This window comes from Nodularia chucula CCY0103, from assembly GCF_963923915.1.
In the GTDB taxonomy this organism is placed as follows: domain Bacteria; phylum Cyanobacteriota; class Cyanobacteriia; order Cyanobacteriales; family Nostocaceae; genus Nodularia; species Nodularia chucula.
Genome location: NZ_CAWUOL010000028.1, coordinates 13,075 through 29,918, shown reverse-complemented (window position 1 = coordinate 29,918; position 16,844 = coordinate 13,075). Strand labels below are relative to the sequence as shown.

The window sequence follows — 16,844 nt, the reverse complement described above, 5'->3', positions numbered from 1 at the left end:
CTATAAATAAACTAGAAATTCCACCGTTCCTGACCACCAAATTAGGAATTACTATTGATGTGGTTATCGGTTATCCATCATCTTCCCAGCGTGCCATGATAGAAGAACTTGCCAGCGCCTTTGAGCGTAAAGATTATCACACAGCCGCCAAACTACTCAAACAACTATTACAAACAACCCCAGAAAATCCTTGGGTGCAACTTTATTTAGGAAAACTGCATCAAGTATCAGACAAACGCCAAGCAGCCGAAAAAGTTTATCGTCAACTGCTCAGAAATACCAACAACACCAAAATACTCACCCAAGCTCGTCAAGGTTTACAACAACTCCAAGACATCGAGCAAGAAGAACGACAACGCGCCATATCTCAAGCCACATCCGCACCCCATAGCGCCGAGCTAGGGGTATTAATACTAGAACCCTTAACCACCGAGTTAAAAACTCTCCTAGCGCCAAAATTTGCTCAGATCATGCAAATAGATGGCTACAGCGCCAGACTAGTGCTACCCAGTCGCAGTTGGCGAGTATATCGTAGTGGACCAGTAGGAGAACTGCAATTTTATGGAGAACAGCTACAAAAAGCCGGGATTCCTTGCTTTTGGATGAGCATAGCAGCAATCAAGCCCATCCAAGTTTTTCAAATCAAATATTTTTCCGCAGCACAGCCACAACCTACCATCGTTTGTAGCAACCCAGAAAATCAACTCGGTTCCCTCACCTTTAACTGGTCAGAAGTCACAGCCAAAGTGCTAGGACTTTTACCCATTTTTGAGCAAGTTGTAGACTTTGACAATCGTCGTCGATTAGAACGAAAAACTCAAACCCAAGACTATGCTCAATTTTGTGATTTACATTTACCCAGTAGAAATTGCATTCTCCGACTTTATGATCACGGCTATGAATTTCAGGAAGGTATAGAAATGACAGATAAATCTAGCGAAAATACGATCACAATTAATTGGAATAGCTTAATGGAATGGATGTCATCACAAATCCCACAAGTTCAAAATTGGTCAAATTTCACATCTTTCGCAGAGACAGTCTTAGACCAAATAGAAGTGCTGGAGAACATTCAGCCTCATATTACCCTCTTTAGAAGGGAAAGGACTAATTGGGACCCAGCATTTCATTTATATAGTGGCTTATTATTTTTGAACCGTTCATAATTTACCAACGTTTGCAAACAAACTGAAATTTTCTTGCTTCATCCTGGCAGTGTCGGCACTAACCAGTCCACAAGCTGACACGGCATGACTCGCCGCGTTTTTGAGATTAATCGCTGCGTTCAAGTCTCTGTCGCATTCAAACCCGCAATGGTAACAGATGAACACACGCTCTTTGAGGGACAGAGATTCTTTCTTGACTCCACCTTGACTCCACCTTGACTCCACAATGGGAGCAAGTTTTGCTACTGGGGAACTATCTGTCAACTACCACCAATTCACTCCCATAGAGTTTGGTTTTGTACTCTAGCTGACGACGAAACTCGTAGAACCCCATGTCAGCAATTGCTTTAGCCACCTTCCTGTTCGCCATCATTCCAGACACATTTAGATCCTCGATTGCTACCGTGCCGTGGTTCTTGGCTAGATAAGTAGTGAGTTTATGCAATGTATCTTTACGGAAGTTCAGTGCGGTGCTTGTTGTTTAATTTGAGTTTTGTCTTAAATCCTATTATCATGGATTTATTGTACAGCATATTAGCAGACAATGAAAGACGAAAGAAGATTAACAATAAGGATTCCGCAGGAAGAACTAGATTGGCTAGAGGCTTACTGCAAGCAAGTATCAAGGACTAAGACCGATGTCATGCGTGAGCTGATTCGCGGATTGTCAAAGAAAGTGAGGAAAAGTGAGTAATTGTTAGAGTATTTAGTGTTGTTTAGTAACCCCATTAATCACTCTCCGGGAAGCTAAGTACAAATTTCCATACTTAACTTCCCTAATTTTACCTTAGTTAGAGGTTTTCATTTGACGAGCCATATCTAGGTAAGAAGTCATATTCGCACCTGGACGACGACGACTAGAACCAGAAGCAGAAGGAATCAGATATTTGGGTGCAAATGTAGTTTCAGTAGGTGGTGTTTTTACACCATTGGATGTTGCGGCTGGTGCTGTAGCAGGTTGAGCTTCAGGAGCTTTACCATTTTTAGCAGCTTTGCCATTTTTGGATGCTTTGCCATTTTTGGACTCTTTGACTTGACTCAGTTTAGTCGCAGGCGCTTCCACTGCTGTTGCAGTTGCAGGTTTTGTTCCATTGCTTGTGGGTGCTGGGGATACCTCTTTTTCTACAACCTTTGGCGCAGGTGCTACTGGTGCTACTTTATCCCCAGATTCATCTAACTGCAAATAATAGCTATTATCTTTCTTTCTTGGTAACAACCCAGTGATGAAACCCAAAATACCTGTGATTAACTTTTTGATAAAACCGAACATCAGAATTTCTCCCGTATTTATATATTTTTTACCCTGGCGTACAAAAAAGGCAGTATATTACATTTCTTTGCACCAACTATGATATTGGGGTGACAAACGTTATAATTACCTACTTAATTAATATTGTACTAAAACCACAGGGTAAATAGTCTTAACTCTTGAACGCAAGCACGCGCAACCGTTAGAGATCAAGAGTTAATTATGAAATTTTATGGTGTCTAAGAGCAAGATTCTGAGATATTGCTTAATTAAAATTAACATAGAAAGTTATTTTCCTAATTTCTCAACCAGTGAGAGAACTGTCATAGCGGATTCTCCAGCCATCATCATACTCAGTTAGATATATGACAGACTTGTTAATGCAGGCACAATTGGCAAATGAATACTCAAAACCAACAGCGCAATTCCGTGTTATTAATACATGGTATTGATGATACAGGAGCGGTTTTTAACCAGATGACCGCTTATTTACGGAAATTAGGTTGGTCTGTTCATACTTTGAATCTGGTTCCTAATAATGGTGCTGTGGGTCTGGATATTTTGGCACAGCAAGTAGCTAATTATATTGTTAACACCTTTCCCCCAGACAAACATATTGATTTGATTGGCTTCAGTATGGGCGGAATTGTGACTCGTTACTATGTTCAACGACTAGGAGGAGTTAACCGTGTCCAGAGATTTATCACCATTTCCTCTCCTCATCATGGCACTGTGACAGCTTATGCTTCTCCCCGTCCTGGATGTGTGCAAATGCGCCGCCATAGTGAATTTATCCAAAATTTAAATGCTGATGCCATGATATTAGAGGATTTAAATTTTACCTCTATCTGGACACCCTATGATTTGATGATAGTTCCGCCAGCTAGTTCACAAATGCCACTGGGAAAAGAAATAGTAATACCAGTTGTGCTGCACTCTTGGATGTTGACCGATGCTAGATGTTTGGCAGCAGTAGCATCTACTTTAGCTGAACCAGTTAGGTCTGGTCGCCAATTTGGGTATGCTGAGAACTACCAAAAATTGCCTCTGGGTGGGAGTAATATTTAAATTCCATCAGGTTGTAAAAGGGATCTTCTAAAAAGAAAGTCCGATGTTCTAACGCAGAACCCACAAAGCGGTGTTTAGGTGATTCTCTAAAACCCAGTTTCTGCTGTTGTGCTTTTTGTAGCAAGTCTTCCCACTCATATTCTTGGGTGAAAATTAGCCCAAAGTGTCTAGGGTATATAGTTCGTTGGGGTACTAAATTTTCCTTGGTGACGTGGGCTACCAATTGATTACCGTAGAAATTCAGAATCAAAGCTTGAGGATTTTCACGCCCCGGAATGCAGCCGAGTCCATCCACGTAATATGCTTTGGTTTGGGGGATATCTGTGACGGGAAACGCCAGATGAAATAAAGTTTGGCTCATAGCTATATTGATATGGCGGTATGCACTTCAATCTAGTAGATCATACTACCGCTTTAACTTTAAAAAGTTTTCACACTGCTATATATAAATTTCTGACCCAAATATTGTTTGTGGTCAATTTGCACACAGTTTTAGATAATTTCAGCTTATATCTTAGTGAAGATGTTTGTGGAGTTAGTTCTAATACGATTAACACATCAAGAAAGAAGGAAAGAAATTTAGCGCAACTTTGTACAGAGATGGTGTTAGGTAGTGGCAGAGTTCAAACAGCACCCCGGTTCTAAAATTGGTTATTCTGTTGTTATTCTGGCAAAACTACTTATGATTCGTTGCTGATGTTATCTTTTATTGACTCTGTAAATCCCTGGTTGCTAGCCATAGTATTGAACACGATTTTATTGGGTTTGGTATGGGTTGCGCCTAAAAAGTTACTTACCCCAGCAGGAGTATTTCACGCTTGGTTGTTGGGTGTACTCATTTGGGGAACTCTTGGTTGGGAAGGTTATTTAGTGGTGGGGTGCTATTTTTTAGTTGGTTCTGGTGTAACACGTATTGGTATGGCACAAAAGGAAGCAGCAGGAATAGCTGAAAAGCGTTCTGGCGCTAGAGGCCCGGAAAATGTTTGGGGTTCGGCTTTAACTGCGGCTGTGTGTGCGTTGGGTGTAGGTATGTTTGATTGGGGATTAATTTTACCCAGTACCCAATCTATTGCTGACAGTCTGCAATCTCTGCTTTTGTTAGGCTATGTGGCGAGTTTTAGTACGAAGCTTTCTGATACTACTGCTAGTGAGGTGGGTAAGGCTTATGGTAGACGTACTTTTTTGATTACTACGTTAAAACCTGTATCTCGTGGTACAGAGGGTGCGGTGAGTTTAGAGGGAACAATTGCGGGTGTGGTGGCTTCGATTGCGATCGCCTGTTTAGGTTGGGCTGTAGGTTTAATAGATTTATTAGGGATAGTTTGGTGCATATTGGCTGCATTTATTGCTACCAATTTAGAAAGTGTGATTGGCGCAACTTTGCAATCTGAATATGATTGGCTAACTAATGAAATAGTGAATATTTTCAATACTTTAATTGGCGCGATCACATCTATCATTTTTGCTCTACTTTGGACGATTTTTTTAGCTTCATTCCCTAGCTAATTATTCAAAAAAAACACAAGTATTTTTACACATCACTTTGGTGATGTAAATTCCGTTTGTCTATAACTGGAGACTCGGTTTTAGTATTCGTTTATGTCCTCACTTTTTGGGAGGTTGCTATATTTCCCACCCATTAATGCCCATGAATTGCGAACATGACTATTTACACAAGATGTCTATTATTTATTCGTGGGTTTTTCCATTGACAAATATATAGTTGGTAATATATCAATCTTTAACTGTTCTTTATTAATTTAATTCATGAAATCTTCATCATTTTTGACAGTAAATGACCAACCAATTTTTATCAATCAAGCTGTAAAATATCTGCAAGCCTCTGGAAAGTTAGCACATTTCATTGGCGACATTCTCCGACACTATGTGATTGAGCAGGAAATCCAAAGGCGAGATGATATCGAGATTAGTCCCGCTTTAACCGAACAAACAATCATAGATTTTCGCCTCAAAAATCAACTTAATGATCCGGAAACTTTTCAACAATGGTTACAGAACAATGCTACAGATTACGCTACTTTTTCCGAATCCATCGGTTTCAACTTTAAATTAGAAAAACTCAAGGTTTTGATTACAGAACCAAAGCTTTCAGAATACTTTATTGAACGCAAAATTTTTCTAGATCGGGTGATAGTTTCCCGGATTGTTGTTGATAATCGAGAAGTAGCTGAAGAACTACAAACTCAAATTGAAGAAGGAGGTAGTTTTGAGCAACTGGCCAGAGAATATTCATTATCAGAAGACCGCATGGTTAACGGGATGATGGGACCAGTTAGTCGAGGTACAATCCCCGATCAATTAAGAGCAGTTGTTGATATAGCTACTCCTGGACAAATTCTTGGCCCTATAGAAATCGAGGGACGTTATGGCTTATTTCGATTAGAACAATTTTTGCCAGCGTCTTTAGAAGATATGCAACTCAAACAAGCACTACAAAATGAATTATTTGAGAAATGGCTAGTCGAGAAAATTCAAACGCTGACGGTCAAATTACAAATGAGCTAAAATCTCTGGATAATCAATCTCTACAAATCAACGCCCTCGCTTCCATCCGTTGGAATCAACCGCCTTTATCTTCTTTGAGTCCCGAACAAAAATCCCAACTGCAAAATCAAGCAGAAATCCGTCAGTATCGTTTGGGAGAAAAAATTTGGTCCAGCGCCGCAGATAATTATCAGTTTTTCATTGTTACTGGTAAAGTACGCTTGCGGGAAGAAGTAGGAGAAGGTAAGCCTTTAGCCGCTCTACAACCAGGAGATTGGTTTGGTAACTTATATCATCTGACTGTAGATTGTAAAGCGGTAGCTGCAAGCAAGGAGGTTGTAGTAGTCTGCTGGAATACAGCACTATGGAAAGAATTTTCCACGCCCCAACTTGCTGAGTTTTGGGTAGCTGCGGAGGGGGAAAAGGAAGAAAATATACAGAAATTGATGCCATCCCCCACTGTTGTCACATCCGGTTATCCCTTCCTTTCTCATGTGAATACAGCTGCGGCTTGCTTAACAATGGTGGCGCAACAATTAGAACATCCTGTGAAGTTGGAATGGGTGCAACGCCAACTCCGGGGACAACGCCCGAAACATCTAGTGGAAGCCGGGGAAAAGTTAGGGTTAGTGTTACGCAGGTTGCAAGTTAATTGGGCTGATTTACGACAGTTATCTTTTCCCGCAATCCTACAATGGCAACCTGATTCATCTCCGCCGGCTTCTTGGGTGGTAGCCTATGGAATGAAAGGATCTAACTTGATTATTGCTAATCCCCTCAACGAGGATTATGCCTGTGAAAGTATACCTCAGTCTGTAGTTGAGTCTGCTTGGGATGGTAGACTCTGGCAAGTGGAACTGGTATCAGAACAAGAAGAATTTAACCTGGGTTGGTTTACTCCAGCAGTTTGGAAGTACCGCAAACTTCTAGGAGAAGTACTACTTGCGTCTTTCACTTTGCAGATTTTGGGATTGGGTACACCTTTAATTACCCAAGTTGTGATTGATAAAGTCATGGTGCAGCAGAGTTTGCCGACTTTGGATGTCATGGCGATCGCCCTCTTATTAATCGCCTCCTTTGAATCTATACTAGGTATACTGCGGCTATTTATCTTCACTCATACCGCCAGGCGTTTAGATTTAAGCTTATCAGCGCAACTATTCCGCCATCTCATGCGTTTGCCATTAGCTTATTTTGAGTCGCGGCGCGTGGGAGACACCATAGCCAGAGTGCAAGAACTAGAACAAATCCGCCAGTTTCTCACAGGGACAGCATTAACTGTCATTTTAGACAGTATCTTTGCAGTGGTGTACTTGGTATTAATGTTTTACTACAATATCCAACTCACCTTTGTCGCCTTAGCGGTATTACCGTTATTTGCCGCTTTAACAATTATTTCTACCCCAATTCTGCGTAAATGGCTGAATGAAACCTTTAATCGCAGTGCCGACAGTCAATCATTTCTAGTAGAGACTGTCACCGGGATTCACTCAGTTAAAGCTCATGCAGCCGAACCAGTGGCGCGCGATCGCTGGGAAGGATTATTTGCCCGTTTCGTCCGTACAGGATTTAAAGCATCTACCACATCGAATATTAGCAGTAATATTGGTAACTTTCTGACAAATTTTTCCTCCTTACTCATACTCTGGTTTGGAGCCAAATTAGTCATTGAGCAAAACCTAACCATTGGGCAATTAGTCGCCTTTCAAATGTTATCCGGGAGAGTTACCGGGCCACTACTGCGATTAGTGCAGTTATGGCAAAATCTGCAACAAGTTTTACTTTCTGTAGACCGCATTGGTGATATTCTCAACATCGCCCCAGAAGCAGAATTAGGTACAGGTTTAGTTTTACCACCCCTCAAAGGTCAAGTTAGCTTCGAGCAAATCTTTTTCCGTTACCAACCACACATAGAACCAGTTCTTAAAGGCATCTCCTTTAAAGTAGAACCAGGGCAATTTGTGGGAATTGTCGGCCGCAGTGGTTCTGGGAAAAGTACCCTTTCCAAGCTCTTACAACGCCTCTATCAAATTGAATCAGGACGTATTCTAATTGATGGATTTGATATTAAGAGTGCCGATTTAGCCTCACTACGACAACAAATTAGCGTAGTTCTCCAAGAAGACTTCTTATTTAACGGCACTGTCTTAGAGAATATCACCCTTGGTAATCCTGATATTGGTGCAGAGGAAGTAGTAGAAGCAGCCAGACTAGCTGTCGCCCATGACTTTATTAGTCAACTACCCTACGGTTATGAAACCAACGTGGGAGAAAGGGGAACAGCCTTATCAGGGGGACAAAGACAACGCATCGCCTTAGCCAGACTCTTTCTGTCCCAAGCCCCAATTTTAGTATTAGATGAAGCTACCAGCGCCTTAGATTCGGAAACAGAACAGCAAGTTTTGGAAAACTTAAAAAAGGTTTCTGCTCACCGAACAGTGTTTCTCATTGCTCACCGCTTCGCTCCCCTCAAACGGGCTGACTTAATTCTAGTCTTAGAAAAAGGTGTCATTGCTGAACGGGGTACTCACCCAGATTTGTTACAACAAAAAGGTTTGTACTGGTCATTGTATCAACGCCAACAAGCGAATATTTAACTGGGGATTGGGGATTGGGGATTGGGGACTGGGGACTGGGGATGTTGCGGTGGGTGACAACGGAAAGGTTGCTCGTCAAAAAATCATTGACCGCCATCTAACCAATTAAAAATTACCAATATTCTTTGGGAAGATTACACTTTTAGCTAACTTTTTGGTTAAAAAAGTGTCATTTTCCTATTTCATTTCATAGTATTTTTTTCAAAGGAAGTAAAATCACATACTAAAACCTTGGGGACAGGTTTTAACAGTTAGTGTTGCCAAAAAAAATACTTGGTTTGAGGATAAAATATCTATGGTAATTGACGATATTAGTCAGAATTTGTTTCCTCATTACGGGCTAAATAACTCTAGCTTCTCACGAGATACTTTTTCTACCCCGCATGAATATAGTTTTACTAGTCGTAGTAGCTGGAATGCAGCTAGTGATATAGATGCAAATTCTGTCCGCACGGCTAATTTTAATTCTACTTCTGGCTATGGGTTAATTAACGCCGCCGCCGCCGTAGCTAGAGCTGCGGGGATGAATACTTTTGGTGATGTTCCTAATCTGGGTGGGAGGAATTGGGGAGCAGATTTAGTCAAAGCTCCCGCAGCTTGGGCGCAGGGATATACAGGAAGAGGTGTGGTAATTGCTGTGCTGGATACTGGCGTTGATTATACTCACCCAGATTTAAAGGATAATATTTGGACTAATCCCGGAGAAATTCCTGGTAATGGCATAGATAATGATGGTAATGGTTACATTGATGATACCCAAGGCTGGAATTTTGCTGACAATAGTAACAATGTCATAGATGCTAATGGTCACGGTACTCATGTAGCTGGAACCATAGCTGGGGGAAATAATGGCTTTGGAGTGATCGGTATTGCCTATGATGCCAAAATTATGCCCGTGAAAGTGCTGAGTGACCAGGGTTCAGGTAGTAGCACTTCTGTAGCCAATGGGATTTACTATGCTGTGAATAATGGCGCTAATGTGATCAATCTCAGCTTGGGTGGTAATTTTCCTAACAGCAGTATTGAAAATGCCATTCAATATGCTAGCAGTAAAGGCACTGTGGTGGTGATGGCAGCAGGTAATAATGGCTACCCATTTACTGGATATCCGGCTACTTATGCCAATAATTGGGGATTGGCTGTGGGGGCTGTGGATCAGAATAATAATCTGGCGAACTTCTCTAATAGGGCGGGGATGAATGCTTTTCCTTATGTCACCGCTCCAGGAGTAGGGATTTATTCCACAGTTCCGGGTAATCAGTATGCTACCTATAATGGCACTTCTATGGCTACTCCCCATGTGGCTGGTGTGGTGGCTTTAATGCTGAGTGCTAATCCTAATTTAACTGATGCAGAAATTAGGCAAATTATCATAGAAACTGCGGAAAATAGTACATCGGGAGCAAGTTTTAATGCGGTGAATTTTCTGCCTATGGTTTCTCAGGCGATCGCACAAATAGCAGATAATAGTACATCAGATACAATGATTAATGTAGAAATAAATGTGAAAATTTTTACAGATAGTCAGACAACAATTTCTGAATTACTACCCACTACTTCATTTTCCCTAAATCCCAGCGATTTGGTTAGGTATTCCAATAGTGCTGTTAATAGTTTCAACCAGATCGTTAGTAGTAACATTTTTAACAATGATGCTGTTAATGATAATAATGAAGGTGTTACAGATATCGAAAGAATTATCAATCAATTACAGCAGCAGTTGGAGGAATTTAGAAGATTTTTTCCTGGCTTCTAATTTTATAGATGGGGAGTGGGGATTGGGGACTGGGGAATGGGTACTGGGGACTGGGGACTGGGGAATGGGTACTGGGGACTGGGGACTGGGTATTGGAAACTAAAAATCTTTCTCCCCACACTCCCCACACTCTCCACACCTCCCACACTCTCCCTGCCCCCTGCCTCATATCACCTAACTGAAAAGGCTTCACTGAATCGGCGGGTTACAGGTTCAATGATGAAAGTTAAAATTGATTTTTGACGGGTGACAATTTCACCATTAGCAACCATTCCGGGAGTAAAGGGAACTTCTTCACCCCGGACATTCATTGAGTGTTCAGTTAGTTGGATTCTAGTAGGGAAAACTAAACCTAATTCTTGATCGACAACGGCGTTGGGACTGACTTGTACTACTTTACCATCAACAATGCCAAATTCTTGAAAGGGAAATGTGGCCATTTTTACTTTTGCGGTCATCCCTGGACGGATAAAACCAATGTCGCGGTTGCGGACTTTGACTTCTAATAATATTTCTTCCCCCGCAGGTAAAATTGAGAGCAATTCTTCACCTGGTTGTACTGGCCCTGGGGTGGCTTTAATTTTGTAAATTGTCCCTGCGACTGGGGAGGTGATGGTTTCGCCGGCTTGCTGTTTCCTGGCTTGTTCTAGTTGACCGTTAATGTTGCTGAGTTCTTCTTGGCGCTGTTTGATTTGGGTTAAAATCTCACTTTGGCGCTCAGATGCTAAACGCTGTGTCTGCTGGCGGATTCCTTGATAAGTTTGTTCTGCTTGGCGAATTTCTTGGTCTTGGGCGGCAATTTCTCTGGTTAAGGATGCGATTCTGTCTTTAATGTCGTTTAATCTATTCTGGGCGTTAACCACTTCATCTTTTGCCCTGGTCATGTCTGTGTTGGCGCGATTTAATCTTTCCTGGGCTTCTAGGTAATCTATTCTGGGTAATGCACCAGGAGCAATGAGGGTGCTAAGATTTTTTTCTCTTTCTTGGGCGATCGCCACATTTTTTTCTACTTGGACAACAACATTTTCCGCGTTGACTATATTAGTTTGGGCATTTTGCAAGCTGGTTTGAGCATTTACTAAGTTTTCTTTTAACCGTTGCTGGCGTTCTTTAATCTGTGCAATAGTCGCTTGTTGGCGATTGGCTTCAGCTGTGGCTGCACTTTGACGGGCTTGGTAATCTGCAAGGCGGGATTCTAAAAGTTCATCTTGTAGTTTTGTTCCAGCGCTAGTCGTCCCAATACGTTCTGCTTGTAAACGCTGCAAGTCTTCGGCGATTAATTTGGCTGATTGGGTGAGGCGGTTGACATCTGTTTGTTTAAGGTCTGGATCACGTTGAATTAATACTTGACCTTCAGTGACATGATCACCTTCTGCAACTTTGACGTTTAAAATAGAGCCACCATCTAAGGATGTTACAGGTCGAACTTTGGTGGAAGCGATTAATTCCCCTGGGGCGATCGCCACTTCATCGATTTGAGAGAAATTTGCCCAGGCGATCGCGCCAAAAACCACTAAGCTCAGTGTTCCTGCTAAAACTCTGGTATATAACGGCGGTAATTCCTGTACAGCCTTACCCACCTCATAAGATAGTTGATCTTCTGGTTTAGCAAATTGTTCTTTTGTCTGACGTGCTTGAGCTGCATTTGCAAGTAAAGAATATTTCATAAAACCTGAGATTATTAGGTACTGGGGATTGGGGACTGGGGATTGGGTATTGGGTATTGGGTATTGGGGACTGGGGATTAGGGAATGGGTATTGCGTATCGAGTATTGGAAACTAAAAATCTTTCTCCCTACACCCCCCACACTCCCCACACTCCCCACACCCCCCACACTCCCCACACCTCCCTACTCCCCACTCCCCAATTATTCAAACCGCAAGATAGCGGCGCAGAAAATTTTCTAAGGTTTCCAAATGCAAATTGAAAATCCTTTCGATATTCACTATTTCCTCTTTTCTACAGAAAAATTCATTGGCCAGTAATGTCCGATAAGTTCCTACAGCTTTTTGTGCTTGGGGGTTAAATAAACCAAATACATTTTGTAACCCATCCACAACAAACAAAGGTGAATTAATTATTATTGGTTCTTTGTTAAAAATGCGCTTAAAAACGTGAGGGATATCCTCACGTAATAAAATCTCCGGACCTCCCACTGGTAATATTTGGTTGCGTGCGCCTGCAACTGTGACTGAATCCACTATTATTTTCGCTAAATCATCCGTGCTGACTACCGAAGTGCGGTTTTTAGGATCACCAATCAGCAAATACAAACCTGTTTCCCGAAACCGTTCTGCTAATGGTAATAAACTGGATGCTAATCCAGATGGGCGTAAAATTGTGTAATTCAAGCCACTAGCTTCTAGATATTTCTCTACGGCTCGTTTGGCTTTGAATACGGGAGCATCTTCATATCCCCGTTCTGCTCCCAATACGGAAATAAACACAAAATGCTTGACTTGATGAGCTTTTGCTTGATCAATAAGTTCAATATTAGCCCGATAGTCCAGAGATAAGGAATCACCATCAGAACCGTGAGCGCAGATAATGTACTCGACTCCCCGACAGGCTTTTTCAATATCTTTGTCTCGGCGCAAATCACCAATGAAGATTTCGGCTCCTCGGTGTTCTAACTCGTTATAACGCGAAGTGAGGCGGACAAATGACCTCACTGACTTTTCTTCTAGGCGTAGAAGTCGCACAACTCGGCGACCTATTGCTCCCGTTGCTCCAGTAACCAGAAACATAAGGATTTTGGGTGATGGATTCCATCTACACACTAATCTAAAATTCGACGATTACTGGGGTATGGTCGCTGGGTTGGGGTAATTTTCTGGGGTTAATGTCAATAATGCAACTTTTAGCCCGTTCATACAGTATGGGGGTGAGATAATGATGGTCAATGCGCCAACCCCGATTGCGCCTAAAAGCGGCGGTGCGATAGTCCCACCAGCTATAATGTCCCCCTTCAGTGGTAAATTTGCGAAAAGCGTCAGCAAATCCCAGTTCTAGAATATCTTTTAAGCCTTGGCGCTCTGGTTCCGATGCCATTATATGATTTTCGATATTGGCGCTTTCGTGGATGTCTTCGGCTGCTAGGGCGATATTGAAGTCACCACACATACAAATTGCAGGTTGTGTGAGTAAAAGGGTTTGTAAATACTCTCGTAGGATTGTTAGCCAGCCCAGCTTAAATTCATATTTCTCGCTACCCACGGCGGAACCATTGGGGACATATAAATTTACAATGCGAATATCGTCAATTACCCCTGTAATGACTCGCTTCTGTTCATCCCATGCGGGGTCGATATTGGGTAAAAGGGCGGTGAAACCAACGCTGACATCCGTGAGGGGTTGGCGACTAATTAGGGCTACGCCGTTATAGGCTTTTTGACCGGAGACATAGACATGATAACCCTGTTCTTCCAAGGGCGATCGCGGAAAGTCTCCATCTACAACTTTTGTTTCCTGCAAGCAGAGGATATCAATGGGATTTTCACTTAACCAAAATATCACCTGTTCTAGGCGAGTGCGAATTGAGTTGACATTCCAAGTGGCTATTTTCATTTTTTAGTTTTGAGTATTAAAAATAAATATTAATTTTTACTGCGTTATTTTTTTTACAAAAATTTAACATTCACCTAATATACACATTTTGGTTAACTTGCGGTTAGAAAAAGTGATTTATATCTCATAATTTTAGTATTCTGAGCTACAAATTTCATTATTTTGTCAATTTAGCTACAAAAAACTCTCATACTTCGATGATCCCCAAGGCAGATGAAACTACTGGTACATAGGTTATAATAGAAGAATACAAGTGCTAAATGACATTTTTAAACCGAGATTTTAGATGTAAAAATAAACTAGGTAGAGGTAAGAAATTCCAGTTTATCCAAGATTGTCATTACTCAATTATCAATTCTGCTCCAAATATATAAAAAAGCAATTTATGGTGAGCAATCTGGTTAATACATACACAGCAGTTTGGCAATAAATTATCAAGATATACATTGATTTAGAACGTTATTTGGATACGGCTAAAGTCAGGTTTTAATTAACAAGTTTTTTCAAAAATTTAATTAACAACTTTGTTTGAGGAGACTATTGCTATGAATATGAGAGCCAACACCTGTCTGTGTTGTGGTGGTTCCCTCCTACGCCATGTCCGTTATGGTGAACTGTATTGGTTCTGCACATCTTGCCGACAAGAAGTACCTCTTTTGACTGTGATTCGTGTGCCTAATTCTCGTGGAGAAAATCAAAATTCAGGAGTCCGTCAGACAGCATTAAGAGAGTAGTTCCGCCTTGGATATGGAAGCCAAAAGTCAAAAACTTGATTCAAGATGGTGAACCCGTAGGGTTGTGCTATTTACGCCTGGCTGTACAAGAGATTAGGGAGACGAGAGATAATTTTTCTTCCTGATTTCGGCAGTCTGATAAAATCAAATGCAGCTAATTATTTAGGTTAAAGGCTGTGTTAGCAGCATTACTTTACGGTCAGGAAGATTTACGCTTAGAACAGGTAGCTGACCCCACTCCGGGAGTTGGTGAGGTTGTGATTCAAGTGGGTGTAGCCACAACTTGTGGCACAGATTTGAAGGTGTGGCGGCGTGGTGGCCATGCGAAAATGCTCAAACTACCGACTCTGTTTGGTCATGAGGCTGCGGGGGAAATTGTGGCTGTGGGTGCGGGGGTGACAAATTGGCAAATAGGCGATCGCATCGTCGCTAATAATTCTGCCCCTTGCATGAAATGCTTTTTTTGTCAACGTCAAGAATATTCTTTGTGTCCCCATATTACCTGGAATAACGGCACTTTTGCAGAATACTCAAAGATTCCGGCGGCAATTGTCCAGCATAATATGTTGAGGGTTCCCGATGAGTTACCGTTGCAATTAGCATCAATGACCGAACCTTTAGCCTGTGTGTTGCATGGTGTCGCTCGTTCTGATATTAAACCTGAAGATCGGGTCGTGGTGTTGGGAGATGGGGCGATTGGTTTAATGTTTGTCGCTGTTTTGGCGGAAACCACCGAAGTTTTGCTGTGGGGAGGTAATAACCATCGGCTAGCAATTGGTGCAAAACTTGGTGCTGCAAAGACTTTTAATTATCATCAAATTCCCGATATTCCCGGTGTGGTGAAAGAATTAACTCAGGGATGGGGTGCTGATGTGGTCATTGAAGCGACTGGTGTACCTAGTGTTTGGGAAACTGCGATCGCTTGCGCTCGTCCTGGGGCTACTGTAAATTTATTCGGTGGTTGTCCACGAGATACCACAATTACTGTGAATACAGAGCAGTTACATTACAGTGAATTGACTTTAAAGGGTGTGTTTCATAATACGCCTGAGTATGTAAGAGCGGCGTTGGCATTGATCGCTAGTGGTAAAATACCTTTTGAGTTATTGATTAGTGAAGTGCGATCGCTCCAGGATTTAGAACAGGTATTCTGTGATATGAAGGCGCGTAAAGTCATTAAGGTGGCGATGATTCCTTAATTTTGTGGCTGCCAATTAGCACGCTCTGTATAAACTATTTGGTAGAAATAAAAATCAAGCGATTACTTTTTCTTTATGATAGTTAATATACTAGTTCCAGTGTAGCCATTTGTTAGCCTGCTGGTTGTTAATTTCTAAACCTACACAACACATATCTTAATATTTTATACCATTTTCATAGAGTATTTTATGTATATTTATTTAGATTGATAACAATGGTAAACTCATAACTATTTTATGTTGGTTTTTTACCTCGCTCGAAAGCCTTTGATCCTGGTGGTGGAGGTTCGGGCGATTTTTGAAGGAGATCAATAATTGCAGTAATAACTTTATTGACTTTTTCACCCTTCAGTTTACCCACACGTCGAATCACGTTATTTATGTCAACCGTTGCAATAATGTTAGGACGAATATAGCAAGGGCTTATGTTTAGCTTACCAATTTTGAAATCTGTATCTTCTAACTTAATTTCATAGTCTCTCCCTGGTTTACTCGTAATAGGGCAGACTATGATATTGTTATTATCTGATTGTGCAATTACTAAAGCTGGTCGTCTTTTAGTCGCAGATGCATCAGAAAATGGAAACGGCACTGAGATAACATCGCCTTTTGTCAAGTGTTCTATAGATTTTTCCAAGCTTCATCTTCCTCTGAATCCAGCCAAACTTTGCTCAGTGATGACTCACTTAATTCCAAAAAATCTTTAACTAATACTTGGGAATTATCATCATCGTTGGCTTGCAAGTTCTGGACTCTTCTTAGTGATAATCCCGTTAGCTTTGCTACAAGAGCTAAATCAATACCTTCTTCGAGCATATTGAGTGCAACTTGGGTTAACCCTTGCTGTAAACCTTGCTCCCATGCTGCGCGTAAGATTTGAGGTTGGGTTTCAGAGTTATACATAATTGTTGATTAGTTATCCTCTGTTATAATTGTACCTGGAATATTTTGCTTTTTTAGCGATCGCACAACTGTAACCTCAAGCTAATGTATGATAATTGT

General features: G+C 41.4%; 17 protein-coding genes. 8 read left to right on the top strand and 9 right to left on the bottom strand.

Annotated elements, in window-relative coordinates; genetic code table 11:
* Positions 1-95: 95 nt before the first annotated feature.
* On the top strand, positions 96-1,166 hold the full coding sequence (locus tag ACM0OP_RS10370) for a tetratricopeptide repeat protein (protein WP_414528355.1): 1,071 nt from the start codon (positions 96-98) through the stop codon (positions 1,164-1,166).
* Here the strand turns inward: ACM0OP_RS10370 and ACM0OP_RS10365 are convergent.
* From ACM0OP_RS10365 to ACM0OP_RS10355, 3 genes are all read right to left on the bottom strand, one after another.
* Positions 1,161-1,331 carry a zinc ribbon domain-containing protein gene (locus ACM0OP_RS10365; protein WP_414528354.1) on the bottom strand — a complete coding sequence of 57 codons (171 nt, stop codon included), beginning with the start codon at positions 1,329-1,331 and terminating at the stop codon, positions 1,161-1,163. The genes ACM0OP_RS10370 and ACM0OP_RS10365 overlap by 6 nt on opposite strands.
* Positions 1,332-1,419: 88 nt before the next feature.
* Positions 1,420-1,611 (bottom strand): IS200/IS605 family accessory protein TnpB-related protein, encoded by a 192-nt coding sequence (locus ACM0OP_RS10360; RefSeq protein ID WP_414528332.1) that lies wholly within the window; start codon positions 1,609-1,611, stop codon positions 1,420-1,422.
* A 342-nt stretch (positions 1,612-1,953) separates the two neighbouring features.
* Positions 1,954-2,436: a hypothetical protein gene (locus ACM0OP_RS10355; protein ID WP_414528331.1), complete on the bottom strand. Its 483-nt coding sequence runs from the start codon at positions 2,434-2,436 to the stop codon at positions 1,954-1,956.
* Between the two features lie 378 nt (positions 2,437-2,814).
* On the opposite strand from ACM0OP_RS10355, the gene ACM0OP_RS10350 reads away from it, so the two are divergent.
* Positions 2,815-3,483 (top strand): esterase/lipase family protein, encoded by a 669-nt coding sequence (locus tag ACM0OP_RS10350; protein ID WP_414528330.1) that lies wholly within the window; start codon positions 2,815-2,817, stop codon positions 3,481-3,483.
* On the opposite strand, the gene ACM0OP_RS10345 is transcribed toward ACM0OP_RS10350, so the two are convergent.
* Positions 3,413-3,844 (bottom strand): VOC family protein, encoded by a 432-nt coding sequence (locus ACM0OP_RS10345; protein WP_414528329.1) that lies wholly within the window; start codon positions 3,842-3,844, stop codon positions 3,413-3,415. The genes ACM0OP_RS10350 and ACM0OP_RS10345 overlap by 71 nt on opposite strands.
* Positions 3,845-4,179: 335 nt before the next feature.
* On the opposite strand from ACM0OP_RS10345, the gene ACM0OP_RS10340 reads away from it, so the two are divergent.
* From ACM0OP_RS10340 to ACM0OP_RS10325, 4 genes are all read left to right on the top strand, one after another.
* Complete coding sequence (locus tag ACM0OP_RS10340) at positions 4,180-4,989, top strand: TIGR00297 family protein (RefSeq protein WP_414528328.1); 810 nt, start codon at positions 4,180-4,182, stop codon at positions 4,987-4,989.
* Positions 4,990-5,250: 261 nt separating this feature from the next.
* A complete protein-coding gene (locus ACM0OP_RS10335; RefSeq protein ID WP_414528327.1) occupies positions 5,251-6,009 on the top strand; it encodes a peptidylprolyl isomerase in 759 nt (252 codons plus the stop codon).
* Positions 5,958-8,585: a type I secretion system permease/ATPase gene (locus ACM0OP_RS10330; RefSeq protein ID WP_414528326.1), complete on the top strand. Its 2,628-nt coding sequence runs from the start codon at positions 5,958-5,960 to the stop codon at positions 8,583-8,585. The genes ACM0OP_RS10335 and ACM0OP_RS10330 overlap by 52 nt, the downstream gene beginning before the upstream one ends.
* Positions 8,586-8,880: 295 nt before the next feature.
* Entirely contained in the window at positions 8,881-10,341 is a 1,461-nt protein-coding gene (locus ACM0OP_RS10325) for a S8 family peptidase (RefSeq protein ID WP_414528325.1), read from the top strand.
* Positions 10,342-10,511: 170 nt separating this feature from the next.
* Here the strand turns inward: ACM0OP_RS10325 and ACM0OP_RS10320 are convergent, their stop codons facing one another.
* From ACM0OP_RS10320 to xth, 3 genes are all read right to left on the bottom strand, one after another.
* Positions 10,512-12,008 (bottom strand): HlyD family efflux transporter periplasmic adaptor subunit, encoded by a 1,497-nt coding sequence (locus tag ACM0OP_RS10320; protein WP_414528324.1) that lies wholly within the window; start codon positions 12,006-12,008, stop codon positions 10,512-10,514.
* A gap of 205 nt (positions 12,009-12,213) precedes the next feature.
* Positions 12,214-13,089, bottom strand: a complete 876-nt coding sequence (locus tag ACM0OP_RS10315; protein ID WP_414528323.1) for an SDR family oxidoreductase — start codon at positions 13,087-13,089, stop codon at positions 12,214-12,216.
* Between the two features lie 37 nt (positions 13,090-13,126).
* Positions 13,127-13,909: an exodeoxyribonuclease III gene (gene xth, locus ACM0OP_RS10310; protein WP_414528322.1), complete on the bottom strand. Its 783-nt coding sequence runs from the start codon at positions 13,907-13,909 to the stop codon at positions 13,127-13,129.
* Positions 13,910-14,454: 545 nt separating this feature from the next.
* Here xth and ACM0OP_RS10305 point away from each other — a divergent pair.
* Both ACM0OP_RS10305 and ACM0OP_RS10300 read left to right on the top strand, forming a co-directional pair.
* A complete protein-coding gene (locus tag ACM0OP_RS10305; RefSeq protein WP_414528321.1) occupies positions 14,455-14,643 on the top strand; it encodes a hypothetical protein in 189 nt (62 codons plus the stop codon).
* Between the two features lie 176 nt (positions 14,644-14,819).
* Positions 14,820-15,842: a zinc-dependent alcohol dehydrogenase gene (locus tag ACM0OP_RS10300; protein WP_414528320.1), complete on the top strand. Its 1,023-nt coding sequence runs from the start codon at positions 14,820-14,822 to the stop codon at positions 15,840-15,842.
* 235 nt (positions 15,843-16,077) lie between these two features.
* On the opposite strand, the gene ACM0OP_RS10295 is transcribed toward ACM0OP_RS10300, so the two are convergent.
* Entirely contained in the window at positions 16,078-16,479 is a 402-nt protein-coding gene (locus tag ACM0OP_RS10295; RefSeq protein ID WP_414528319.1) for a type II toxin-antitoxin system PemK/MazF family toxin, read from the bottom strand.
* A complete protein-coding gene (locus tag ACM0OP_RS10290; protein WP_414528318.1) occupies positions 16,464-16,745 on the bottom strand; it encodes a hypothetical protein in 282 nt (93 codons plus the stop codon). Before ACM0OP_RS10290 ends, ACM0OP_RS10295 begins: the two co-directional genes overlap by 16 nt.
* Between the last annotated feature and the right edge of the window lie 99 nt (positions 16,746-16,844).

Excerpts from the sequence above, each read along its gene's own strand:
- ACM0OP_RS10305 (WP_414528321.1), top strand. The coding sequence starts at position 14,455 with ATGAATATGAGAGCCAACACCTGTCTGTGTTGTGGTGGTTCCCTCCTA.
- xth (WP_414528322.1), bottom strand. The coding sequence starts at position 13,909 with ATGAAAATAGCCACTTGGAATGTCAACTCAATTCGCACTCGCCTAGAA.
- ACM0OP_RS10340 (WP_414528328.1), top strand. The coding sequence starts at position 4,180 with ATGTTATCTTTTATTGACTCTGTAAATCCCTGGTTGCTAGCCATAGTA.
- ACM0OP_RS10330 (WP_414528326.1), top strand. The coding sequence starts at position 5,958 with ATGGCTAGTCGAGAAAATTCAAACGCTGACGGTCAAATTACAAATGAG.
- ACM0OP_RS10335 (WP_414528327.1), top strand. The coding sequence starts at position 5,251 with ATGAAATCTTCATCATTTTTGACAGTAAATGACCAACCAATTTTTATC.
- ACM0OP_RS10355 (WP_414528331.1), bottom strand. The coding sequence starts at position 2,436 with ATGTTCGGTTTTATCAAAAAGTTAATCACAGGTATTTTGGGTTTCATC.
- ACM0OP_RS10350 (WP_414528330.1), top strand. The coding sequence starts at position 2,815 with ATGAATACTCAAAACCAACAGCGCAATTCCGTGTTATTAATACATGGT.
- ACM0OP_RS10370 (WP_414528355.1), top strand. The coding sequence starts at position 96 with ATGATAGAAGAACTTGCCAGCGCCTTTGAGCGTAAAGATTATCACACA.
- ACM0OP_RS10325 (WP_414528325.1), top strand. The coding sequence starts at position 8,881 with ATGGTAATTGACGATATTAGTCAGAATTTGTTTCCTCATTACGGGCTA.
- ACM0OP_RS10345 (WP_414528329.1), bottom strand. The coding sequence starts at position 3,844 with ATGAGCCAAACTTTATTTCATCTGGCGTTTCCCGTCACAGATATCCCC.
- ACM0OP_RS10320 (WP_414528324.1), bottom strand. The coding sequence starts at position 12,008 with ATGAAATATTCTTTACTTGCAAATGCAGCTCAAGCACGTCAGACAAAA.
- ACM0OP_RS10290 (WP_414528318.1), bottom strand. The coding sequence starts at position 16,745 with ATGTATAACTCTGAAACCCAACCTCAAATCTTACGCGCAGCATGGGAG.
- ACM0OP_RS10315 (WP_414528323.1), bottom strand. The coding sequence starts at position 13,089 with ATGTTTCTGGTTACTGGAGCAACGGGAGCAATAGGTCGCCGAGTTGTG.